21 protein-coding genes are annotated in these 23,458 nt (G+C 70.2%); 7 read left to right on the top strand and 14 right to left on the bottom strand.

The annotated features are described in order from the left end of the window. Positions 1-34: 34 nt before the first annotated feature. The 5 genes from MA876_RS12615 (at position 35) to MA876_RS12595 (ending at position 6,866) form a co-directional block, all read left to right on the top strand. Positions 35-667, top strand: coding sequence for a hypothetical protein (locus MA876_RS12615; RefSeq protein WP_248149653.1), 633 nt, complete (start codon positions 35-37; stop codon positions 665-667). A gap of 154 nt (positions 668-821) precedes the next feature. Then, the gene (locus tag MA876_RS12610) at positions 822-2,225 is read left to right on the top strand and encodes an HNH endonuclease signature motif containing protein (RefSeq protein ID WP_248149650.1); all 1,404 of its coding nucleotides are present in this window, start codon (positions 822-824) and stop codon (positions 2,223-2,225) included. 112 nt (positions 2,226-2,337) lie between these two features. Beyond that, positions 2,338-3,219, top strand: a complete 882-nt coding sequence (locus tag MA876_RS12605) for an Ltp family lipoprotein (RefSeq protein ID WP_248149647.1) — start codon at positions 2,338-2,340, stop codon at positions 3,217-3,219. A gap of 184 nt (positions 3,220-3,403) precedes the next feature. Then, complete coding sequence (locus tag MA876_RS12600; protein WP_248149645.1) at positions 3,404-5,488, top strand: CHAT domain-containing protein; 2,085 nt, start codon at positions 3,404-3,406, stop codon at positions 5,486-5,488. A 19-nt stretch (positions 5,489-5,507) separates the two neighbouring features. Continuing rightward, positions 5,508-6,866 carry a hypothetical protein gene (locus MA876_RS12595; protein ID WP_248149644.1) on the top strand — a complete coding sequence of 453 codons (1,359 nt, stop codon included), beginning with the start codon at positions 5,508-5,510 and terminating at the stop codon, positions 6,864-6,866. Here the strand turns inward: MA876_RS12595 and era are convergent. From era to lepA, 11 genes are all read right to left on the bottom strand, one after another. Further along, positions 6,863-7,777, bottom strand: coding sequence for a GTPase Era (gene era, locus MA876_RS12590; protein WP_248149642.1), 915 nt, complete (start codon positions 7,775-7,777; stop codon positions 6,863-6,865). The two genes, MA876_RS12595 and era, sit on opposite strands and share 4 nt — an antisense overlap. Further along, positions 7,774-9,168, bottom strand: coding sequence for a hemolysin family protein (locus tag MA876_RS12585; RefSeq protein WP_248149640.1), 1,395 nt, complete (start codon positions 9,166-9,168; stop codon positions 7,774-7,776). Before MA876_RS12585 ends, era begins: the two co-directional genes overlap by 4 nt. Then, the gene (gene ybeY / locus MA876_RS12580; protein ID WP_248149638.1) at positions 9,165-9,632 is read right to left on the bottom strand and encodes an rRNA maturation RNase YbeY; all 468 of its coding nucleotides are present in this window, start codon (positions 9,630-9,632) and stop codon (positions 9,165-9,167) included. The genes MA876_RS12585 and ybeY overlap by 4 nt, the downstream gene beginning before the upstream one ends. Further along, positions 9,629-10,657 (bottom strand): PhoH family protein, encoded by a 1,029-nt coding sequence (locus MA876_RS12575; protein WP_248150149.1) that lies wholly within the window; start codon positions 10,655-10,657, stop codon positions 9,629-9,631. The genes ybeY and MA876_RS12575 overlap by 4 nt, the downstream gene beginning before the upstream one ends. Before the next feature lie 52 nt (positions 10,658-10,709). Further along, the gene (locus MA876_RS12570; protein WP_248149622.1) at positions 10,710-11,057 is read right to left on the bottom strand and encodes an HIT domain-containing protein; all 348 of its coding nucleotides are present in this window, start codon (positions 11,055-11,057) and stop codon (positions 10,710-10,712) included. A gap of 41 nt (positions 11,058-11,098) precedes the next feature. Further along, a complete protein-coding gene (locus MA876_RS12565; protein ID WP_248149619.1) occupies positions 11,099-11,824 on the bottom strand; it encodes a 16S rRNA (uracil(1498)-N(3))-methyltransferase in 726 nt (241 codons plus the stop codon). A 3-nt stretch (positions 11,825-11,827) separates the two neighbouring features. Continuing rightward, entirely contained in the window at positions 11,828-12,943 is a 1,116-nt protein-coding gene (gene dnaJ / locus MA876_RS12560; protein WP_248149616.1) for a molecular chaperone DnaJ, read from the bottom strand. Between the two features lie 114 nt (positions 12,944-13,057). After that, positions 13,058-14,176, bottom strand: coding sequence for a heat-inducible transcriptional repressor HrcA (hrcA, locus tag MA876_RS12555; protein ID WP_248149613.1), 1,119 nt, complete (start codon positions 14,174-14,176; stop codon positions 13,058-13,060). A gap of 70 nt (positions 14,177-14,246) precedes the next feature. Next, entirely contained in the window at positions 14,247-15,464 is a 1,218-nt protein-coding gene (hemW, locus tag MA876_RS12550; RefSeq protein WP_248149609.1) for a radical SAM family heme chaperone HemW, read from the bottom strand. Between the two features lie 3 nt (positions 15,465-15,467). Next, a complete protein-coding gene (locus tag MA876_RS12545) occupies positions 15,468-16,118 on the bottom strand; it encodes a DUF1990 domain-containing protein (RefSeq protein ID WP_248149606.1) in 651 nt (216 codons plus the stop codon). Positions 16,119-16,128: 10 nt separating this feature from the next. Further along, the gene (lepA, locus tag MA876_RS12540; protein WP_248149603.1) at positions 16,129-17,973 is read right to left on the bottom strand and encodes a translation elongation factor 4; all 1,845 of its coding nucleotides are present in this window, start codon (positions 17,971-17,973) and stop codon (positions 16,129-16,131) included. A gap of 65 nt (positions 17,974-18,038) precedes the next feature. Between lepA and MA876_RS12535 the strand changes: the two genes are divergently transcribed. Next, the gene (locus MA876_RS12535) at positions 18,039-18,773 is read left to right on the top strand and encodes an alpha/beta fold hydrolase (RefSeq protein ID WP_248149590.1); all 735 of its coding nucleotides are present in this window, start codon (positions 18,039-18,041) and stop codon (positions 18,771-18,773) included. Positions 18,774-18,889: 116 nt separating this feature from the next. Further along, on the top strand, positions 18,890-19,150 hold the full coding sequence (rpsT, locus tag MA876_RS12530; RefSeq protein WP_248149587.1) for a 30S ribosomal protein S20: 261 nt from the start codon (positions 18,890-18,892) through the stop codon (positions 19,148-19,150). Between the two features lie 238 nt (positions 19,151-19,388). Here the strand turns inward: rpsT and holA are convergent, their stop codons facing one another. The 3 genes from holA to MA876_RS12515 are packed head-to-tail and all read right to left on the bottom strand — an operon-like array spanning position 19,389 to position 23,380. Further along, on the bottom strand, positions 19,389-20,438 hold the full coding sequence (gene holA, locus MA876_RS12525) for a DNA polymerase III subunit delta (protein ID WP_248149584.1): 1,050 nt from the start codon (positions 20,436-20,438) through the stop codon (positions 19,389-19,391). Positions 20,439-20,447: 9 nt separating this feature from the next. Next, positions 20,448-22,787, bottom strand: coding sequence for a ComEC/Rec2 family competence protein (locus MA876_RS12520; protein WP_248149580.1), 2,340 nt, complete (start codon positions 22,785-22,787; stop codon positions 20,448-20,450). Beyond that, positions 22,787-23,380: a ComEA family DNA-binding protein gene (locus MA876_RS12515; protein ID WP_248149576.1), complete on the bottom strand. Its 594-nt coding sequence runs from the start codon at positions 23,378-23,380 to the stop codon at positions 22,787-22,789. Before MA876_RS12515 ends, MA876_RS12520 begins: the two co-directional genes overlap by 1 nt. Between the last annotated feature and the right edge of the window lie 78 nt (positions 23,381-23,458).

Here is a 23,458-nt window from a genome sequence, read left to right as displayed (position 1 = left end):
GAGACGATCCGCTCACCCACGACACTCGCAGGGCATGAAGATCAGACACCGCACCGCCGCCGTGTTGCTGACGGCATCCGTCCTCCTGCTCACCGCCTGCGCGACCGGCGCCGGCGGCGACGCCACGCCGCCCGCCGACACCGTGGGACTCGGCGACGCGTGGCCGAGCCCGCCCGACGGCGAGGTCGTCGCGCAGGGGACGGTGATGGATGCCGGCGGCACCGTCGAACTGTGCCTCGGCGCGATCGCGGAGTCGTACCCGCCGCAGTGCTCGGGTATCCCGCTCGAGGGCTGGTCGTGGGACGGGCTCGAAGGCTCCGAGACCGCGAGCGGCGTCACGTGGGGGGCGTATGCCGTGCAGGGCACGTACGACGGAGAGACCTTCACGATCACACAGCCACCGATCATGCTCGCGCTCTACGACCCGATGATGAGTCCCGACCCGACGGACGGCAAGCCCGGTCAGGGCTCCGAAGACGAACTCGCTGCGATCCAGGACGACCTGCCCGACCTGCTCGGCGAAGAACTCCTCGGCTCGTCCGTGCAGGACGGCTGGCTGTGGATCGACGTCGTGTGGGATGACGGGGTTCTCGCCGACACGGCGGACGCCGTCTACGGCCCGGACGTCGTCGTCGTACGGTCGGCGCTGCGCCCCGTCGACCGCTGAGTCACGCCGAGACGGGGCTCGCGGCACGGTTGACGTGCGTGAGCCGCGACACGAGGTCGATCACCTGCACGTTCTCGCCGACCGCCGTTTCACACCTCAACCTGGGGTTTAGACCTCGAGAGGAATGTCGGAGGGCCTCGCCACAATAGAACGTATGAACGAACTGCTGGCCCGCCTCGCGACGCTCAAAGAGCTCGCCGCCGAGGTGGCTGCGAGCAGCATCCATCGTCACGAGATGCGGGTGCTCGACGAGCACGAGGTGGTCGCGGTGCTGGCCTCGGCCGCGCACGTGCAACGCCTGCTCGACGCGGTCGTGATCGAGGCCGTCGGCGAAGTCGTCGAACGCACTGACGAGCCGGTCACCGAGGGGCGGATGACGCACCGCTTCGGCTGCCGCAACGTGAGCGAGCTCGTACAGCGCGCGACCCTCGTCTCGCCCGTCACCGCCGCCCGCTTCGAGAAAGCCGCCAAAGCCGTGCGTCGTGGTGTGTCCTTCACCGGCGGCGAGCTGCTCGAGGCACGACTCCCGGCGCTGCGTGACGCACTCGGCGACGGCGTCGTCGGTCTCGACGGCGCACTCGCGATCGCAGCTCCCCTCATGGCGATGGGAGCACGGGCTTCTCGCGACGCCGTGCTCATCGCGGACGCCGAGCTCGCGGCAGGGGCGCGCGGTGAGGGGGTGGATGCCGCTCCCCCGGCGTGTGCCGATCTGCTGCGCGTGCAGTCCCAGGTGTGGGCGGCGGCGCTCGACCCCGACGGCGCCGAGCCGCGCGAGCGCGCGGCGATCCACAAGCGCGCGTTCCAACTGGGTGCGGCGACCGATCACGGCGTGCCGGTGCGCGGCATGCTCATGCCTGAGGTCGCCGCGCAGTTCCAGCGCATCTGCGACGCGACGCTCAGCCCGCGCGTCGAGGGCGTGCAGTTCCTCGACTCCGAATCGCTCGATGCCGAGGTCCCGGTCGACCCGCGCACGCAGGGCCAGAAGCAGCATGACGTGCTGGCCATGGCACTCGGGGTCGCGGCATCCAGCGAACTGCTCCCGACCATCGGCGGCGCAGCACCCACCCTCGTCGTGACTGTGCGCGAAGAAGACCTCGCGAGCGGCAAGGGCTCCGCGCACGTCGAAGGCACCACCGAGCCCGTCGCGATCGCCTCGGCGCAGCACGTCGCCTGCAGCGGTGCGGTGCAGCGGATCGTGTTCGATAACGCGGGACGCATCGTCGCGCTCGGCACCGAGGAGCGGGTGTTCAACCGCCGCCAGCGGCGCGCGATCGCCGCCCGCGACGGCGGCTGCGTCATCCCCGGCTGCGGAGTCCCCGCCGGCTGGTGCGAAGTGCACCACGTCACCGAGCACGCCCGCGGCGGACCGACCCACACCGACAACGGCGTGCTGCTCTGCTGGCACCACCACCGCTTCCTCGATAGCAGCGGGTGGATGCTCCGTATGAACCGCGGCGTCCCCGAAGTGCGCGCGCCACTCTGGCACGACTCGTCACTGCGGTGGAGGCCCGTGACGACCTCGAAGACACGACTCCTCAACGCCGTTCTGAAGACCTGATCGAGTCTGCCCGACGTCCAATGTCGGAGGCCCATGATGTCCTGTTCGACTGGCCGTCGGCCGGTGGCACTCGCCTGGGGGCGGGATGCCTCGAACGACCAGAAGGTTCGTCATGTCCATCGACAACAGCAACATCGACAGCAACACCGAGGGCATTGCTCCTGCGGGCGCGCTTCCGCTGCCGCCCGCGGGCTGGTACCCCGATCCCGTCAACGCCTCCGTCCAGCGGTACTGGGACGGCACCGCGTGGGTCGGTGCGCCGCTCCCTGCGACCGCATCGCCCGGTCCGGATGCTCCGGCCGAAGCCGCCGGAACGGCACGCAAGCGCCGGCTCACGTGGTGGCAGTGGGCGCTCATCGCCGTCGGGGCGCTCGTGGTCCTCAGCATCCTCATCGGTGCGCTGGGCGGCGGCCGCGGCTCGACCGACATCGCCGACTCCGCCGAGGACACGACCGTCTCGGCGCCCGTGGACGAGGTCGAAGATGTCGTCGAGACGGTGGAGGTGCCCGACCTCGTCGGGTTGACGATCGCCGACGCGCGCGCCGAGCTCGATGCCCTCGGGCTCGTGCTCGCGGACTCCGAGGCCGGCGACGACTGGGTCATCACGGCGCAGCAGCCGTCGGCTGGCGAACACCCCCTCGACGGACTCGAGCTCAGCGTCACGAGCGAGGCGCCGAAGCCGGTGTACACGCTCGAGCAGCAGAACGCGCTCGAGCAGGCGCAGTCGTACCTCGACTACAGCTCCTTCTCGCGCCAGGGACTCATCGACCAGATGTCGAGCGAGTACGGTTCCGGCTTCCCGGTCGAGGTCTCGACATGGGCGGCCGACACGGTCGGGGCCGACTGGAACGCGGAAGCGGTCGAAGCTGCGCAGTCGTACCTCGACTACTCGTCGTTCTCGCGCCAGGGTCTCTACGACCAGCTGACGAGCCAGTACGGCAGCCAGTTCACGCCCGAGCAGACGAACCACGCGCTCGCCGCCGTCGGCTACTGACGCGGTGAGTTCCTGAGACCGCGGGCGGTCGGCGCGGGGCACCTGAGGAGGATGCCTCGGCCGCTGGGGGCCGGATGCCGGCCGCCCGCACTCCGGGCGTCAGAGCTCGCAACGGAACACCTGTATCTGGCGGACGCATCCGCCCTCTCGGTACGGTGAGCGGAGTTGTCGTCGAAGGGGTGCGATGAGCACGGAAGAGCGGGCATTCGAAGTCGTCGTGCTGGCGGGGACCTTTCGGCAGCCGAACGCGCGGGCGAGCATCCAGGAATACTTTCCGGGATCGATCCTCGCCCTCTATGACGTGGTGGTCGCAGATCCGCGCTGGGCAGCCGCGACGACTCTGACAGCCCAGGCCCTCGTCGTCGACGCCGTGCTGCGCGAACGCGCCGACCTCGCGGCGGCCTATCAGGCCTCGGTCGACGCGGGAGAGATGGGCTACGGCGACGGCGAAGACGCCGAGATGGATGCCGCGATGGCCGAGGTCATCCGCGTGCTCGGCGACCGACCCACCCGACACATCGACCTGCCCACGCAGGACATCACCGAGTCAGCCGGGCCGGGCGACGGCCTGCTGGGCGGTGATGAGCCGGTCAGGCCGTGGGAGCCCCAATTGCCCCCCGCGGTCGGAGGCGAAGCAGGTCCACCGCCACCGCCACCAGTCATCGCACCGCCCACTCCGGGCGTTCCGCTTCCGGATGCTGCGAGCCCACTACCTCCCGGCGACACGATCGCCACCGTCCTGAACGCAGAACTCGACGGCGACCGCACGCGTCTGACCACCGGTGAGAAGCGCCAGCTCACCGTGTTCTTCGACGACACCGCGAGCCAGGCGGCGGTCGCATCGATCGGCGTCGGCGTGCCCATCGCGGCGTCGCAGCAGACGATCGACCTCGAGGTGCAGCTGCTGAGCGCGGACTTCTCCGTTCCGCCCGTGCCCCAGATCCTGCGCCTCGCTCGCGACGGCACCTCTCTCAACCGCGCGATCTTCGAGATCACACCGCTGCACGAAGGGTCATCGCTGCTCAGCGTCGTGGTGAACGTCACGGGGAACTTCCTGCAGCGGCTCGACATGACCTTCGACGTCGGAGCCGTCGCCGAGCCCGCCGTCGAGCAGTTCGGCCGGCCCGCGGGGGCCGCGGAGGTACTCGAGAGACGCGACGCGACACTGCAGTTCAAGCCCGTCGCCGGCGGCTACCTGCTCTTCGCCCCGCAGGTCACGAACGAGCCCATCATGATCTGGATCACACCCGACGAGCTCGAAGCGCGCATCGAGGGCGTACGGGCGGTGCTGCTCGCCTCGGTCTCGAAAGAGGAGAACGCCTTCAACCTCGACCTCGCCGAGGCCGAGCGCGATGCGCTGCTCAAGGAACTCGCGTTCGAAGGGTTCCTGCTCTACGAAGCGATCTTCGTGGGGTCGACGCCTTCGCCCGAGCTCGCGCTCGTCGCGGCGTGGCTGCGCGACGAGCTCAGCGCGGATGTCGCGACCCTCCAGGTCGTGTCGAAGGGGTTCCCCGTGCCGTGGCCGCTCATGTACCTCGCGGAGCGGTTCGACGCCGCTCCCCTTTCGTGGGACAACTTCATCGGCATGCGGCACGTCGTCGAGCAGATCCCCCTCGAGTGGTTCGATCAGGCGCCGCCCGCGCCCACGATCGAGTCGGCACCCGATCTCGCCGTGCGCGCCCTCTACAACGACGGCATCGATGCGCAGATGCCGTCGCATCCCGTTGCCGCCCAGCGCACCTACTGGGAGGGCAGGGGCGTCGCGCTCACCGAGGGCACGACGGTCGACGAGCTCAAGAGCGCCGCCCTCGCTCCGACCTCGACCGACAAAGTGCTGTACCTGTACTGCCACGCCGTCGCGAAGAAGGACCCGCTCGATTCGCACCTCATCCTGAGCGGCGAGCAGTCGATCACGCTCGGGCAGCTGCGGGTCTTCGCCTCGCCGCAGGACCGCCTGCCGAGTCATCCGCTCGTCTTCCTCAACGCGTGCGAGTCCGGAGAGCTGTCGGCGAACTTCTACGCCGGCTTCGTGCCCTACTTCCTCGCGAAGGGCGCCCGCGGCGTCATCGGCACGGAGTGCAAGACACCCGGTCTGTTCGCGAGCGAGTGGGCGAAGGCGTTCTTCGACGAGCTCTTCGCCGGCAAGACTCTGGGCACGGTCGTGCTCGAACTGCGTCGCCGGTTCCTCGAGCAGCACCGCAATCCCTACGGCCTGCTGTACGGCGTCCACTGCGACGTCGACACGGTCGTCGCCCCCGCTCTGGCCTGAACCTCGAAGGAGAGTCGCCATGTCGCTGCGCCGCATCCCCGGCAGGAACCAGCAATACCACCTCATCACGTACGACAAGAAGGGCGACGAGGTTCGCGATGCCGACGGCACGTCGGCGACCGAAACCGCTCTCGCCGATCTCACCGCGCCCGGCGCCGACGTGACGGACGTCTTCATCATCAGCCACGGCTGGCAGGGCGACTACGACGACGCGATCAGCCAGTACGACCGCTGGATCGGCGCCGCCGACCCCGATGGCGCGGGCGACGGCATCCGTCCCTTCATCATCGGCGTGCACTGGCCGAGCAAGGCCTGGAGCGATCGCGAGCTGAAGAGCGGACCGTCGGGTCTGCTGAGCGGAGGGACGGATGCCGCGTCCGACGCGATCACCGTCGACGAAGCCGTCGACGAGTACGCGACGCAGCTCGCCGACGACTCAACCGAGTCGCGCGCGGCGCTGACCACGATCCTTTCGTACGCGGCCCGCGTCGATGCGGACCAGGACGCCGAGGAGGGCGACGAACTGCCGTCCGAGGTCGCCGACGCCTACCGCGTCATCGCGGAGCGCGTCGGCGCGGCGGGCGACGGCGATGAGGCGCTCCTCGGCGGCGGATGGAACCCCGACGCGGTCTTCGCCGCCTCGACCACGGACGAGGGCAGCGGCGGGCTCCTGGGCGAAGGGTGGTTCCGCAAGCTGCGGGAAGCCGTGCTCACCCCGCTGCGACAGCTGACGTTCTGGCACGGCAAGAACCAGGCGCGCGAGTTCGGCGAACGCGGCGGCGCGCAGCTCGTGCGCGCGATCATGACGGCGAGCCCCGCGCGCGTGCACCTCATCGGCCACAGCTTCGGAACGATCGTCGTCGCGGCAGCCGTGCGCGGCCCCGGGAAGACCCCGACACCCCCGCCGCGTCCGGTGTCATCGCTCTTCCTCGTGCAGGGCGCGGTGTCGCTATGGGCGTTCGCCCCGGTCGCGCCGCACCGCTTCGGCGGAGGGCGAGGCTACTTCGCGGACGTCGCGACACCCGCCTTCGTATCGGGCCCGATCGTCGTCACCCGCTCGAAGTGGGACTACGCCGTCGGCAAGTTCTACCCTCTCGCGGTCAAGCTCGCGAGCCAGTACCTGCTCGACGACTACCCGAAGTTCGGCGGGATCGGCACGTTCGGCGCCCAGGGGGTTCCGGGCGCGATCGAGCTCGAGGCCCTCGCTCCGGACTCACGGTCGAACGACATCGACTTCCTCCCCGGCACGCTCTACAACGTCGACGCGCGCAAGATCATCGACGAACTGCAGGGCGCCGCCGGCGCGCACAACGACCTCGCGCACGACGAACTCGTGTGGCTCGCGTGGAGTGCAGCCCTCTCGACCGCGAAAGCCTAGAAGCCCAGGCGGCCGAGCTGCTTGGGGTCGCGCTGCCACTCCTTCGCGACGCGCACGCGGAGCGAGAGGAACACCCGCGTGCCGACGAGCGGCTCGATCTGCGCGCGCGCCCGCTTGCCGACATCCGCCAGGCGCGAGCCCTTGTGCCCGATGATGATCGCCTTCTGGCTGTCGCGCTCGACGATGATGTTGGCGTAGATGTCGGTGAGGTCGGAGTCCTCGCGCGGCGCCATGTCCTCGATCGTGACCGCGATCGAGTGCGGCAGCTCGTCGCGCACACCCTCGAGAGCGGCTTCGCGGATGATCTCGGCGACGCGATCCTCGACGGACTCGTCGGTCACGACGTCATCGGGATACAGCTGCGGCCCCACCGGCATGAGGGCGAGCAGCTCGTCCGTGAGCACGTCGAGCTGCTGGCGGGTGAGCGCCGACAGCGGGATGACGGCGGCCCAGTCCTCGCGGAGCGCATCGACCTCCATGAGTCGCTCGGTGATCTGGTCGCGCGACGCGGCATCCGTCTTCGTCACGATCGCGACCTTCTTGGCGCGCGGATACCCGTCGAGCGATTCGGCGATCCGTCGGTCGCCCGGACCGACCTTCTCGGTCGCGGGAACACAGAACCCGATGACGTCGACATCGCCCAGCACCTGCTCGACGAGGCTGTTGAGCCGCTCGCCGAGGAGCGTGCGGGGCTTGTGGATGCCGGGGGTGTCGACGATCACGAGCTGCCCTGCGGGGCGGTTCAGGATGCCGCGGATCGCGCGCCTGGTCGTCTGCGGCTTGTCGCTCGTGATCGCGACCTTCTCGCCCACGAGCGCGTTGGTGAGCGTCGACTTGCCGACGTTCGGCCGGCCCACGAACGTGACGAACCCGGAGCGTCCTTCGACATGCTCAGGAACCGAGGGAGTCATGCTTTCGCGCCCTTCTTCGTGCCGCTCTTCGACGATGCCCGGCCGTCCTTGACGACCTTGACCTCGCCGGTCTTGGGCAGGCGGATCTCACCCGTGCGCGGGTGGCGTCCGCCGAACGCCTCGTCGGCGGCCTCGAGCGACTCGCTGCGCTCGACGAAGACGGTCGAGATGCCACGACCCCGGCCGCGCGAGGCGCCACCCGTCATGACGAGGCCGTCGAGCTCGGCCGTCGAGCCCGGCTGCGGAACGCGTCCGAGCGCCTTGCCCAAGAGGCCCCCGATCGAATCGACGTCCTCGTCCTCGAGCTCGATGCCGAAGAGGTCTCCGACCTCGTCGAGCCCGAGACGCGCGCTCACGCGATAGCGACCCGGTTCCAGCTCGGTCACTTCGTCGCCGCGCGGGTCGTACTCGTCGGCGATCTCTCCCACGAGCTCCTCGATGAGGTCCTCGAGGGTCACGAGCCCCGAGACTCCGCCGTACTCGTCGATGACGAGGCAGACGTGCACGGCGTCCCGCTTCATCTGCTGCAGGAGGGTCTCGGCCTTCATCGACTCGGGCACGAAGACCGCGGCGCGCGCGATGCGGCTGATCGGGGCATCCCGCCATCCCGCCTCGTCGCGGAAGCCGAACTGCACGAGGTCCTTGAGGTAGAGCACCCCGACGACGTCGTCGGCGTCGTCATCGACGATCGGGATGCGCGAGACGCCCTTCTCGAGGAAGATCGTCATCGCCTCACGCGTGGAGGCCGTGGCATCCACCGTCACCATGTCGTTGCGGGGCACCATGACGGCGCGCACGAACGTGTCGGTGAACTCGAACACCGAGTGGATGAGCTCGCGATCGTCCTCTTCGATCAGCTCGTTCTCGGCGGCCTCGTCGATGATGCTGAGCAACTGCTCCTCGGATGCGAACGAGGAGTTGCGACTCACGCCGGGCGTGACCCGCATGCCGAAAGCCACGAGTCCGTGCGCGAGCGGGCCGAGGATCAGCCGCACACCGCGGACGACGGGCGCGAAACCGCGCAGCAGTCGGGTCGAGTGCTGACGCCCCCACGTGCGCGGACTCGCCCCGACGACGACGAACGAGATACCCGTCATGAGGACGGCGGCGGCGAGCATCGCCCACCAGATGCTGTTGAAGAGGTCGACGAAGGCGACGGTGACGAGAACGGCGGCGGATGTCTCGGCCAGCACGCGGATGAACACGACCGCCGTCGCGTGCGCCTCGGGATCGGCCGCGATCCTCTGCAGCGAGTTCGCGTTGCGCCCTGACGCCCCGAGCTCGGCGAGGTCGGCCCGTGACGTGACGCCGAGCGCGGCATCCACCGCGGCCATGAGACCGCCGAAGGCGACGAGGAGGACCGCCGCGAGAAGGAGCAGCGCTGCGGTCATGCGCGGCGACGGCGTTCAGCCGTCTGGAAGCTCAGGATGAGCTCCTTCTGCAGGCCGAACATCTCGCGTTCGTCCTCGGGCTCGGCGTGGTCGAAGCCCAGCAGGTGCAGGAGCCCGTGCGTCGTCAGCATGATGAGCTCGTCCATCGTCGAGTGCTTGGCCGTGACGGCCTGGGCCTCTGCGACCTGTGGGCACAGCACGATGTCGCCGAGGAGCCCGGCGGGGGTGGGCTGGTCCTCGGTGCCGGGCCGCAGCTCGTCCATCGGGAAGCTCAGCACGTCCGTCGGGCCGGGCTCGTCCATCCACTGCAGATGCAGCGTCTCCATGGCGCCCTCGTCGACGAGCAGGATCGCGACGTCGGCGTCGGGGCTCACGTGCAGCTGCCCGAGGTTGTGCTCCATGAGCCGCAGGAGCACGGTCTCGTCGATGGGGAACCCGGATTCGTTGCCGATCTCGATGGTCATGAGCGTCCTCGCTTGGGGAGATTGTCGCGGGGTCCGGGCCGGCGCATGCCGGCGCGACGCTCGGCACGATTGGCGAACTCGGATGCCTCGTCCCGCTCGCGACGGGCTGCGAGCCTGTGCTCGTCGTACTCGGTGTACGCATCGACGATCCGGCCCACGAGCGTGTGGCGTACGACGTCGGCGCTCGTGAGGTAGGCGAAGTGGATGTCGTCGATGTCCTTCAGCACGCGCGTGACCAGCCGCAGGCCCGACGTGCCCTGCGGAAGATCGACCTGCGTGATGTCGCCCGTGACGACCATTTGCGTACCGAAACCCAGACGCGTGAGGAACATCTTCATCTGCTCGGGCGTCGTGTTCTGCGCCTCGTCGAGCACGATGAACGAGTTGTTGAGCGTCCGGCCGCGCATGTACGCGAGCGGGGCGACCTCGATCGTGCCCGATGCCATGAGCTTCGGCACGATCTCGGGGTCCATCATCTCGTTGAGCGCGTCGTACAGCGGCCGCAGGTAGGGGTCGATCTTGTCGGTCAGCGTGCCCGGCAGGAATCCGAGCCGCTCCCCCGCCTCGACCGCGGGACGCGTCAGGATGATGCGATCGACCTCTTTGCGCTGCAGCGCTTGCACGGCCTTCGCCATCGCGAGGTAGGTCTTGCCCGTTCCGGCGGGACCGATGCCGAACACGATCGTGTTCTCTTCGATCGCGTCGACGTACGCCTTCTGACCCAGGGTCTTCGGGCGGATGATCTTGCCCCGCGACTGCAGGATCGCCTCGCCCAGCACTTCGGACGGCCGCGGGCCGCCCTCCGAGCGCAGGATGCGGTTCGACGACGAGACGTCCGCAGGATCCAGACCCTGCCCCGCGCGCGCCATCACCAGAAGCTCGTCGACGAGCGAACGCGCCGCGGCCACGGCATCCGCCTCACCCGTCAGGGTGATCTCGTTGCCGCGCACGTGCACGTCTACGCCCGGGTGCTCCTTCTCGACGACCCGCAGCAGGCGATCCTGCGGACCGAGGAGCTGCACCATGGCCACACCGTCCGCGTACACGCGGTCGACGGTGACGCCGTCGTTCGTATCGTCAGGCACCGAGGCTCTCTTCTGTCAATGTTCCGGCGAGGACGTGCGCGTGCACGTGGAAGACGGTCTGGCCCGCTCCTTCGCCCGTGTTGAACACGAGGCGGAAATCGCCGTCGGCGTGCTCGGCGGCCAGTGAGTTCGCCAAGCCGATCATCTCGGCGAGGAGCGCGGGATCGCCCGCCGCGAGCTCGACGACGTTGCGGTACTCGCCCGTCTTGGGGATCACGAGCAGATGCACGGGCGCCTTGGGGGCGATGTCACGGATGGCGAAGGCGTTGTCGGTCTCGGCGATGATCTCGCTGGGGATCTCGCCCTCGTAGATCCGGGTGAAGATCGACTTCTCGCTCATGCATCCAGTCTATCCAGCGGTGTTCCCGCGGGGACGGGTCTTCACCAGCGGCCGAGCGCGACCGAGACCACCGAGAGCGCGGCGGGGCCGGCCGTCGAGGTGCGCAGGACGGTGTCGCCGAGGCGCACGAGCGTGGCTGCGGCGGCATCGAGTGCGGCGAGCTCCTCCGGCGCGATGCCCCCTTCGGGCCCCACGACGAGCACGACATCACCCTCGAGCGCGACCCTTGAAAGCGGAAGCGGCGCGGTGGGCTCGAGAACGAGGACAGTGGATGCCGCGGCCCGCGCGACGAGGTCCTTCGTGGTCGCCAGGCCTGAGACCTGGGGCACCCAGGCGCGGTGCGCCTGCTTCGCGGCCTCGCGCACGATCGACTCCCAGCGCGCCCGGCCCTTCGCCGCCTTCGCGGCATCCCAGCGCGAGACGCTCCGCGCCGCCTGCCAGGGCACGATCTCGTCGACGCCGAGTTCGGTCGCCGCCTGCACCGCGAGCTCGTCGCGGTCGCCCTTCGCCAGCGCCTGCACGAGGACGAGCCGCGGCGACGGTGCGGGGGTGTCCTCCCGAGAGGTCACCCGCACGACCACCTCGCGCGGTGCGACCGCGACGCACTCTCCGGTGAGCCAAGCCCCACGACCGTCGCCGATCGTGACCTCCTCGCCGACGCGGACGCGGCGCACGGTCGCGGCGTGGTGGGCCTCGGCGCCGGTCAGGATGACGTCGTCGCCCACACCGGCTGCGACCGGCTCATCGAGGAGGAAGTGCAGCGCCACGCGTCAACCGTTGCGGAATCTGTCGCGCAGCTTCGAGAAGAGCCCCTGGTGGAACTCCGCGAGCTTGGGCTCGGGGGCCTTCGTGCGCTTCGCGAACTCCTCGATCATCGCGCGCTCCTTGCCGTCGAGGCGCGTGGGCGTCACGACGTGCACGCCGACCTTGAGGTCTCCGCGCTGCGAACCGCGCAGCGGCGTGATGCCGCGACCCTTGATCGTGAGGATGTCGCCGGCCTGCACACCCGGGCGCAGTTCGAGCTCGACGGGGCCGTCGAGGGACTCGATCGTCGTCGTCGTGCCCAGGATCGCGTCGGGCATCGACACGTCGATCGTCGCGAGCAGGTCGTCGCCGTCGCGGCTGAAGATCGGATGCGGATTGACGTTCACCTCGATGTAGAGGTCGCCGTTGGCGCCGCCGCCGGGACCCACCTCCCCCGAACCGGGCATCTGGAGCCGCAGGCCCGTCTCGACGCCCGCGGGCATGTCGAGCGAGACGGTGCGGCGCGCACGGACGCGCCCCTGGCCCTGGCACGTCGCACACGGATAGGGGATCGTCGTGCCGTAGCCCTGGCACACGTTGCACGGGACGTTCGTCATGACGTTGCCGAGCAGGCTCCGCACCTGGCGCTGGATCTGACCCGAGCCGTGGCAGATCTCGCAGGTGACGGGAGAGGTCCCGGGCTGGCAGCAGGAGCCCTGACAGGTCTCGCACAGGACAGCCGTGTCGACCTCGAGGTCGCGGTGCACTCCGAAGACCACGTCGCCGAGATCGAGGGTGACGCGCACGAGGGCGTCCTGCCCGCGCTCGCGCCGCGATCGCGGCCTGCCTCCGCGGCCGCCGCCGGCCGCCCCGAAGAACGTCTCGAAGATGTCGCCGAACCCGCCGAAGCCGCCGGCTGCTCCCCCGCCACCGAAGGGCGAATCGCCGAGGTCGTAGCGCTCGCGCTGTTTCGGGTCGCTCAGCACGTCGTACGCGTGCGTGACCTCTTTGAAGCGCTCCGATGCCTCTTCGCCCGGGTTCACGTCGGGGTGGAGCTCCCGCGCCAGCCGCCGGTACGCCTTCTTGATCTCGTCGACGCTCGCGTCGCGCGAGACCCCGAGGACCTCGTAGTGGTCAGCCACAATCGCCTTTCCGCCCGTACCCTGCACGGGGATCTTCCTCTGCCGTCATCGCCTTCGCGATGACCGTCATCCCTCCGGGGCGCCGAGGCGCCCCGCTCCGTCTCGTCGGCCGCGTCAGCGCGCAGCCTCATCCTGCGTGCCGCGCGAGCGACCCGCCTCATCCTGCGCCGGGCTCGCGTCGTCCTGCACGCCTCGTACGCGGCCCGCGTCGTCTTCGTCGAGCAGTCGTGTGAGGTACCGTGCGACGGCGCGCACGGCCCCGAGGTTCGTCGCGTAGTCCATCCGCATGGGCCCCATCACGCCCACGCGTGCGCGAGCGCCCGTCGCGTCGTACTCGCTGGCGACGATGGATGCCTCGGCCAGCCCGAACTGCTCGTTCTCGCGCCCGATGCTCGCGGCGAGGCCTTGCTCGTCGCTCGCCATCTCACTCATGAGCCGCAGCAGCGTCACCTGCTCCTCGATCGCCTCGAGGAGCGGGTAGATGCTGCCACGGAAGTCGGCCTCGCTGCGCGCGAGGTTCGCCGTGCCCGCCATGACGAGCCGATCCTGACGGAATTCCTCGAGCTCCTCGGCGATCACCCGCACGATCGCGGCGGTCGCGGCATCCGTCGACGCCGTCGCTTCGACGGTCGCGAGGTGGTCGGCGATCCGCTGCAGGCCGTCGCGCACCGAGCGCCCGACGAGGAGAGCCGCGAGTGCCGCACGCATGCGCGCGAGGTCGGCGTCGTCGAACTCGGCGCCCACCCACGTCATGCGCTGCGAGACCCGGCCGGTGTCGGTCACGACGATGACGAGCATGCGTCCGCCGCCGAGCTGCACGAGCTCGACGTGCGTGACGTTCGCCCGGGCGAACGAGGGGTACTGCACGATCGCGACCTGACCCGTGAGCTGGGTCAGCGCGCGGACGGTGCGCACGAGCGTGTCGTCGAGGTCGCCGGGGCCGTCGAGGAACGAGGAGATCGCCGAACGCTGCGCGACGCTCAGCGGGCGGAGCTCGGCGAGATGGTCGACGAAGACGCGGTAGCCCTTGTCGGTCGGGACGCGGCCCGACGACGTGTGCGGAGCCGCGATGAGCTCCTCGTCTTCGAGCAGCGCCATGTCGTTGCGGATCGTCGCGGCCGAGACGCCGAACGCGTGTCGTTCGACGATCGTCTTGCTGCCGACGGGCTCGCGCGTGTCGACGTAGTCCTGCACGATCGCCCGCAGCACCTGCAGACCTCGTTCGCTGACCATGTCACCCGCCTCTGGCACTCGTCGGACCGGAGTGCCAATTCTATCCGATGCCGACCCCCGGGATCCGGATTCACTCCGTGAGCGCGCGCACGACGGCATCCGCCAGCAGCCGCCCCCGGCGCGTCAGGACGATGCGCCCGCGCACGGCCGCACCGCCTTCGACGAGCCCGTCGGCGATGAGCGCCGCAACGGCGTGCCGCCCCTCGCCGAGCAGTTCGGCGACGGGAAGCCCCTCGCGGATGCGCGTACGCAGCAGCACGCTCTCGAGCGCGCGGGCCGCGGCATCCGGAATCTCACGCGCCGCCGCCGGTGTCTCACCCGCCGCAAGTCGCTGCGCATACGCCGCAGGGTGTTTGACGTTCCAGAATCGCGTGCCCGCGATGTGGCTGTGCGCGCCCGGCCCGAAACCCCACCAGTCGGTGCCGGTCCAATACGCGAGATTGTGGCGCGAGCGGTGCTCCTCGCCGCGCGACCAGTTCGAGACCTCGTACCAGTCGAGACCCGCCGCGCCGAGCAGGTCGTCGGCGAGCTCGTACATGTCCGCCTGCAGGTCGTCGTCGGGCGCGGGCACATCACCCCGGCGGATCTGCCGCGCGAGCTTCGTGCCGTCCTCGATGATGAGGGCGTAGGCGCTCACGTGGTCGGAGTCCAGCGCGATCGCCTGTTCGAGCGACGCGCGCCAGTCATCCAGCGACTCCCCCGGCGCGCCGTAGATGAGGTCGACGCTGACGTCGAGCCCGGCCGTGCGGGCCGCCGCCACGGCGGTGGCGACGTTCTCGGGGGCGTGCGTGCGGTCGAGTGCGGCGAGCACATGCGGGACGGCCGACTGCATGCCGATGGACAGGCGCGTGACTCCGGATGCCGCGAGCTCCGCCGCAACCGCATCCGTCACCGTGTCGGGGTTGGCCTCGACCGTGATCTCCGCGCCCGGCACGAGCCCGAACGTGTCGCGCACGCCGTCGAGCATGCGCGCGAGATCACCGGGAGGGAGGAGCGTCGGCGTCCCGCCGCCGAAGAACACCGTGCTGGCGGGCCGCAGTGGCGCGAGGCCGCCCAGCACGCCTCCGGCCAGGGCGACTTCGCGCAGCAGAGTGTCGGCGTACTCGTCCTGGCGCGCGCCGCGGAGCTCGGACGACGTGTACGTGTTGAAGTCGCAGTAGCCGCACCGCACACGGCAGAACGGCACGTGCAGGTAGACGCCGAAATCGGTCCCGGGGTCGATCTCGGTGCCCGCGGGCAGCGAGCCGTCGGCCGGGACGGCCTCGCCGATCGGCAGTGCGGAACCCATCCGCTACGCCGGTGTCGTGTACAGCGGCGAGATCGCGCGCAGGTACCGCGTGAACAGTTCGCGGCGGCGACGCCGCACGAGTGCCGGCAGCATCCGGTACATCATCGCGACCGGCGCGTCGAAGGCGCGCACGGTGAACCACACTTCGTCGTTCTCGTGCCAGTCGAGCACGAAGGACTCCTCGCCGCTGACGACCGAGCCGCCCATCGTTCCGAGCGCGAAGCCGATGCGGCGCGGTTCTTCGATGGCGAAGATCACGCGCAGCTCACCGCCCGCGTTCAGTCCGCTGACGCGTCCTTCGACACGGATCGTCGTGCCGCCCGCGACGAACGGCGTGCCGTCCGCGTCGAATCGCTGGTCGGCCTCGGTGCGACTGGGGGCTGTGGGGTTGCCTTCGGCGTCGAAGCTCACGCCCGAGTACATGGGGCCGGATGCCGGACGCACGTCCTTCAGCGTGAGACCCGCACCCCGCTGCGCGGCCCACGACAGCAGCGCCTCGCCCGCCCCCGCGAAACGGGCCTCGCCACTGCCGATTCGCCACGACTCCTCGGCCGGCGCGCTGCGCTCCGGCGGGTACTGCATCAGATCGGGCGCCTGCGTCGCGCCGACGGCGGCGTAGTCGACCGTGCCGTCCCGGAAGGTTCCACGCCGCATGGCGTCCAGCCTACTTCTTGGTCTCGACGTCGCCCGAGAGCGCCGCGATGAACGCTTCTTGAGGGACTTCGACGCGACCGACCATCTTCATGCGCTTCTTGCCCTCCTTCTGCTTCTCGAGCAGCTTGCGCTTACGCGTGATGTCACCGCCGTAGCACTTGGCGAGGACGTCCTTGCGCATCGCGCGGATCGACTCGCGCGCGATGATCCGCGCACCGATCGCGGCCTGGATGGGCACCTCGAACTGCTGGCGAGGGATGAGCTTGCGCAGACGCTCGGTCATCATCTGCCCGTACGCGTACGCCTTGTCGCGGTGGACGATCGAGCTGAAGGCATCCACCTTGTCGCCCTGCAGGAGGATGTCGACCTTCACGAGGTCGGCCTCCTGGTGCCCGCTGGGCTCGTAGTCGAGGCTCGCGTAGCCCTGCGTGCGCGACTTCAACTGGTCGAAGAAGTCGAAGACGATCTCACCGAGCGGCATGTTGTAGCGCAGCTCCACGCGCTCTTCGCTGAAGTACTCCATGCCCAGAAGCTGTCCGCGGCGGCCCTGGCAGAGTTCCATGACCGTGCCGACGTAGTCCTTCGGCAGCAGGATCGCCGCCTTCACCATGGGCTCGGTCACACTCGCGACGCGGCCGTCGGGGTACTCGCTCGGGTTGGTGACGGTGATCTGCTGCCCCGTGTCGGTCAGCACCTCGTAGATGACCGAGGGCGCCGTCGTGATGAGGTCGAGATCGAACTCACGGGCCAGTCGCTCCGTGATGATCTCGAGGTGCAACAGGCCCAGGAACCCGCAGCGGAAGCCGAACCCGAGGGCGACGGAGGTCTCGGGCTCGTACTGCAGCGAGGCATCCGACAGCTTCAGCTTGTCGAGCGCCTCGCGCAGCACGCTGAAATCGCTGCCGTCGATCGGATAGACGCCCGAGAAGACCATCGGCTTGGGATCGGTGTAGCCCGCGAGAGCGTCGGATGCCGGCTTGCGCGCGTTCGTGATGGTGTCGCCGACCTTGGACTGGCGCACGTCCTTCACACCGGTGATGAGATAGCCCACCTCGCCCACCCCGAGTCCCTTCGTGGGAACGGGCTCGGGGCTCGAGACACCGATCTCGAGCAGCTCGTGGGTCGCCTTGGTGGACATCATCTGGATGCGCTCGCGCGGCTCGAGCTTGCCGTCGACCATTCGGACGTACGTCACGACGCCGCGGTACGCGTCGTACACCGAGTCGAAGATCATGGCGCGGGCCGGAGCGTCCGCGTCGCCCTTCGGAGCGGGGATCTGCTCGACGATCCGCTCCAGCAGCTCCTCGACCCCGGCGCCCGTCTTGCCGCTCACGCGGAGCACGTCGTCGGGATCGCCGCCGATGAGGTTCGCGAGCTCCTTGGCGAAGCGCTCGGGGTCGGCCGCGGGCAGGTCGATCTTGTTGAGAACCGGGATGATGTGCAGGTCGTTCTCGAGCGCTAGATAGAGGTTCGCGAGAGTCTGCGCCTCGATGCCCTGCGCGGCGTCCACCAGCAGGATCGCCCCCTCGCAGGCTGCCAGCGAGCGCGATACCTCGTAGGTGAAGTCGACGTGCCCGGGGGTGTCGATCATGTTGAGCGCGAAGGTGCCGGCATCCGTCGCCCACGGCATGCGCACGGCCTGCGACTTGATCGTGATGCCGCGCTCGCGCTCGATGTCCATGCGGTCGAGGTACTGCGCGCGCATGTCGCGGTCGCTCACGACGCCCGTGATCTGGAGCATGCGGTCGGCCAACGTCGACTTGCCGTGGTCGATGTGGGCGATGATGCAGAAGTTGCGGATCAGCTCGGGCGGGGTGGCCGACGGCTCGAGAGGCTTCAGGGCGCGCGGTGACATATCCTCTCGAGTCTACTTGGCCAGGCCGCAGGCAACGCTTCCTCGGCGTCGGTAGGTTGGAGGGCATGGTCGTGCAGGTCGTGCTCGTGCACGGCATCCGCACATCCGCGACGATGTGGCGCGCACAGGTCGCGCATCTCGAGGCGCGCGGCCACGGCGTGACCGCGGTCGATCTGCCCGGCCACGGTTCGCGGATGCAGGAGGAGTTCACCCTCGACGGCGCGTTGGCGACGATAGACGCGGCGGTGCGGGATGCCGCGGCCCGAGGACCCGTGCTGCTCGCCGGTCATTCGATGGGCGGCCTCGTCTGCATCGACTACGTCGGCGCGCCTGATCCGCCGCCCGTCGCGGGTTTCATCGCGGCATCCTGCACCGCCATTCCGCGAGGACTCGGGCTCGCGACCTACCGCGCGCTCGCGCGCCGGTTCGACGCCCTGCCCGACCGCGGGATGTGGCTCACGAATCGCGTGCTGGACGCGACGCTCCCTCCCGAGACGCGGTCCGACTTCGGCGCGGGCGGCTACGCCTTCGATACGCAGGATGCCGCGCTCAAGAGCCTCTCGGTGCTCGATCTGCTCGCGGCGCTGCGCCGGATCGACGAGCCGCTGTGGTTCGTCAACGGCCAATACGACCAGTTGCGGGTCAACGAGCGGCTGTTCGTGAAGGTCGCGCAGCACGCCGAGCTGATCGTCGTGCCGCGCACGTCGCACCTCGTGACGGCGATGCGTCCGCGCGTGTTCAACGCGCTGCTCGACCTCGCGATCGCGACGCTCGATTCTCGGGCGACTGCAGGTAGCTGATAGACTCGGTGTTTGGCTTGCGTGTGGGGTCCCACCTCCACACGACGTCGCGAGCGGCCCCTCTACCCGTAACGCGACACATCCCACATCCAACTCATTACGAAGGACCATTCACCGTGGCCAACATCAAGTCGCAGATCAAGCGCAACAAGACCAACGAGAAGGCGCACGAGCGCAACAAGGCCGTCAAGAGCCAGCTCAAGACCGAGATCCGCCGCACCCGCGAGGCCGTCGCCGCCGGCGACAAGGCCGCTGCCGAGAAGGCGCTCGCGACCGCGACGAAGAAGCTCGACAAGGCCGTGAGCAAGGGCGTCATCCACGAGAACCAGGCTGCGAACCGCAAGTCGGCCATCGCGAAGCAGGTCGCCGCTCTCTGAGCCGCATCGCTTTCCGCTGAAGCCCGTCCCTTCCGAGGGGGCGGGCTTCCGCTTTCGTCGTGGAGCGGCTGACGAACTTCGGTCAACCGCGCGAACTTCGGAGAATTCCGCGCGCCGAGTCCGAACTTGGCGCGGTTGACCGATTTTCGTCAGGGTGCGAGGTCGGACGTCTTTCGTCTGTCGCGAGGATCGGACGCGTGGGTCCTCAACGAGACAGGGCGCCGTGCCCGTCCGCGGGTCAGGCGCCGTAGGGCGCGCGCGTCGCGATGACGGTGATGAGACGCTCGAGCGCGAAGACCGCGTCGCGGGAGCCGCCCTTGACGTCGACGTCGGCCTGCGCCGCCGCCTGGATCGCCATGCCCAGCGATGTCTCGTTCCAGCCCGAGAGATCGCGGCGCGCGATGTCGACCTGCCAATCCTTGAGTCCGAGGCGCGCAGCGAGGGCGGTGCGGGACTCGCGGCTGCCCGCGACCCGCGCCATCGTGCGCAGCTTCATCGCGATCGCCGCCACGAGCGGGACCGGGTCGGTGCCCGATGCGAGCGCATGCCGCAGCGCGATGAGCGCATCGCCGTAGCGACCCGCGATCGCGGTGTCGGCGACGGTGAAGGCCGACGTCTCGACCCGCCCGCCGTAGTACCGTTCGACGACCTGATCGGTCACATCGCCCGGCACGTCGGCGATGAGCTGCTGGCACGCGGCCGCGAGCTCGGTCACGTCGTCGGAGAACGCCGAGACGAGCGCGCGCAAGGCGGTCGGGGCGATGCGCTTCTGCGCTGCGCGGAACTCCCCCGCGGCGAAGTCGAACTTGTCGGAGTCGCGCTTGATCGCCGCGCACGGCACCTCGACCCCGCCGCCCGTGCCGGCCCGGACCGCGTCGAGCAGCTTCTTGCCGCGCACGGTCGCGCCGGTGTGCCGAAGCACGACCGTCGCGCCGTCCTGCGGATTCTCGAGATATGCCAGCGCCTCGGTCAGGAACGCATCGGAGCACTTCTCGACGCCCGAGACGCGCACGAGCCGCGGCTCGCCGAAGAGCGACGGCGAGGTGACGGCCAGGAGCGTGCCGGCGGCGTAGTCATCCGCGCGGATGTCGGACACCTCGAGACTCGCGTCCTCGGCCCGCAGGTAGTCGCGCAGGCCGGCGATCGCGCGCTCCGCGCAGACCTCTTCCGGACCCGAGACGAGAACCACGGGCGCGGGCTGCGGATCACGCCATGACAGCTGCGGGATGACCGTGCGGGCCGAACCCCCGGACGATCCTCGAGCGGGTCGTCGCGCTGCCGATGCCATGCTCTCAGCCTACCGAGCGGCACCGACGGGCCGGCCATGCTCCCTCCAGAGCGTCATCCCCTCGGGTGCGGTCGAGATCGCGACGAGACCGTCGACGTCCGTTCGTGCGATCCGGGCGCCGACCGCCGTGAGCACGTCGAGGATCTCGCCGCGCGGATGCCCGTAGTCGTTGTCCGCGCCGACCGTGACGAGCGCGATCGCCGGGGACGCGGCCGCGTACAACCCGGCATCCTGATCCGCGCTCCCGTGGTGAGCCACCTTGACGAGTGCGTACGGCGGGACGAGGGATGCCGTCAGCACCGCTTGCGGCGACGCCGAGAGATCGCCGAGGAGCAGTGTCGTCGGGACGCCGCCGCCTCGGACGTCGAGGACGACGCTCGCGTCGTTGCCGCTCGGGAACGCCCGGCTCTGCGCGCGCGGCCACAGCACGCGCCACTGCGCCGCGCCGAGCGCGCCCTGCATCCCCTCCTCTGCCGAAACCATGCGTGCGCCGCCTGCCGAGAGCGCGGCGAGCAGCTGCGCATCGCTCGGCGACGCGGTGGGTCCGTGCAGCACGACGTCGACCCGGCCCCGGACGGCGTCGAGCCCGCCGACGTGGTCGAGGTCGAAGTGCGTCAGGACGAGCAGCTGGATGCGGTCCACTCCGACGCGGTCGAGGCACGCGCGCAGCGGCCCTGCCTCGGGCCCCGTGTCGACGAGCGCGACGGCGCCCGCAGAGCGCAGGAGCACGGCATCCCCCTGCCCGACGTCGCACGCGATGACGCTCCAGTCGCCGGGGATCGTCAGGCGCCCCGCGACGCCGGCCAGCGCGGCCCCGCCACCGACGACACCGATCGTGAGGGCCACGACGAGTCCCGCGACGACCCGCGTCCTCGCCCGTCGTCGTGGGACGGCGACCACCAGACCGATCGCGAGACCGACGACGGCGAGCAGCGCGAATCCCGGCCAGCCCGGGGTCCAGGGCACGAGGTCGCCGGGCAGGTGCGTCACGGTGGTCGCCGTCACGGCGATCCAGGATGCCGGGATCCAGGCGATCCCGGCCAGGCCCGCCTGCAGCAGCGGGATCGGCGACGCGAGGCACGCCGCGAGCCCCACGACGGTCGCGACCGGAGCCGCGGGCGCCGCGAGCAGGTTCGCGACGACGCCGTACAGCGGGACGGACGGCTCGATGAGCACGAGCAGCGGCCCGCACGCGAGCTGGGCGGCGAGCGGTATCGACAGCCCCAGCGCCAGCGAACGCGGAAGCCACCGCTCGAGCCCCGTTGCGAGCGGACGCGCGAAGAGGAGGAGGGATGCCGTCGCCGCGGCCGAGAGCGCGAAGCCGAGCGATCCTGCGAGCCACGGGTCGGTGATCAGGAGAACCACGATCGCGAGCGAGAGCACCGCGACGCCGATACCGGTGCGGCCGAGCAGGAGCCCGATCATAGCGATCGCGGCCATCGCGCCCGCCCGCACGACGCTCGGCTCCGGGGTCACGAGCAGCACGAACCCCGCGAGCGCGGCGAGCCCGACGACGACACGCAGACGCCGACCGGCCCCGAGGGCAGCGGCACCCGCGAACGCGAGTCCGACGACCAGCGCGCAGTTGGCGCCCGAGACCGCCGTGAGGTGAGACAGCGACGAGCGCTTCATCGCGGCATCCAGCGCGGGCTCGACGGCCGAGGTGTCGCCCACCGCGAGCCCCGGCACGAGACCCGCACCCGGTCCGGGAAGACCCGCGACGGCGGCCACGAGCCCCTGTCGCAGACCCGCCGTGATCGCCAGCGCGCCGTCGGGCGGCGAGACGACCGTGACGCCGCGCGATGCCCGCAGCATGAGCACGGCGCGGTCGCCCGGCCACCCCGGTTCAGCGGTCCCGCGGACCACGACCGTCGACCCGACATCGAGCGCGCCCGGAGACCCCTCGACACCTGCCGGGTCGACGACGACCGAGACCTCGACCCGGACGGGTGTCGTGTGCGATCCGGTCGTGATCTGCGACGCGACCGCATCGAACCCGACGGAACCGTCCGCGCGCCGCTCGATCTTGCCGACGACGGTCGCCTTCGCGTCTATCGCGCGCCCACCGTCGAGGCCGAGGGACGTCGCCTGCACGCGCGCCGGCTGCGCGTAGGCGACGTGGGATGCCGCGGCCCCGCTGGCCGCGGCCGCGAGCGTCAGGACGACGATCGCTCGCAGAACGGGCGCGCGGCGACGACGCACCACCGCCGTCGCCGCCAGCGCGCACAGTGCGATGGCCCAGCCGCCGACGGCGAGGCCGGGCGCAGCATCCGGAATCTGGATCGCGGCGTACGCCGTCGCCCATCCCGCCGCGACGACGGGCACGAGGTGCAGGCCGCGCCGGAACATCAGATCGTCACGAGCTCACGCAGAAAGTCGAGCATCTTGTCGCCGATGCCGGGGACGGCGAGGAGATCCTCGACGCTCGTGAAGCGGCCGTTCTCGTCGCGCCAGTCGATGATGCGCTGCGCGAGGGCGGGACCGATGCGAGGCAGCGTGTCGAGCACCGCGGCATCGGCGGTGTTGAGGTTCACGCGTCCGTCGGCGACCGCGGGCGGCCCTGCGGACGGCGACTCGCCGGCGGCGGGCACGAGCAGCTGCTCGCCGTCGCTCAGCGGTCGCGCGAGATTGACGGCATCCCGCGCCGCTCCGTCCAGGAACCCGCCCGCCGCGGCGACGGCGTCGACGACTCGCGCGTCGGCGCGGAGCACGTACAGCCCGGGTGCCGCCACCGCGCCGGCCACGTGCACCTGGAGCCCGGGGTTCGAAGGCCCCGCGGACCCGATGTCGACCGTCACAGCCTCGACGGGGGTCGTCGCGCCGCGCAGCACTCCGATCCCGACCGTGACGGCCAGGACGACGAGCACCGCCACGACAGCGGCGCCCAGACCGAGGCGCCGCCGCGGCGGCGCAGGCCGCTCCGCAGGGTCGTCCGATGTCACCCGCCCACGCTATGAGCGCGGGAGATGCGCGATGCTGCGTACCGGCGACCCCGTGGATGACGCGCCGCTGTGCGCCGC

The organism is Microbacterium aoyamense (assembly GCF_023155855.1).
GTDB lineage: Bacteria > Actinomycetota > Actinomycetes > Actinomycetales > Microbacteriaceae > Microbacterium > Microbacterium aoyamense.
The sequence above is the reverse complement of the archived record's forward strand: the minus strand, read 5'-3'. Positions and strand labels throughout refer to the sequence as shown.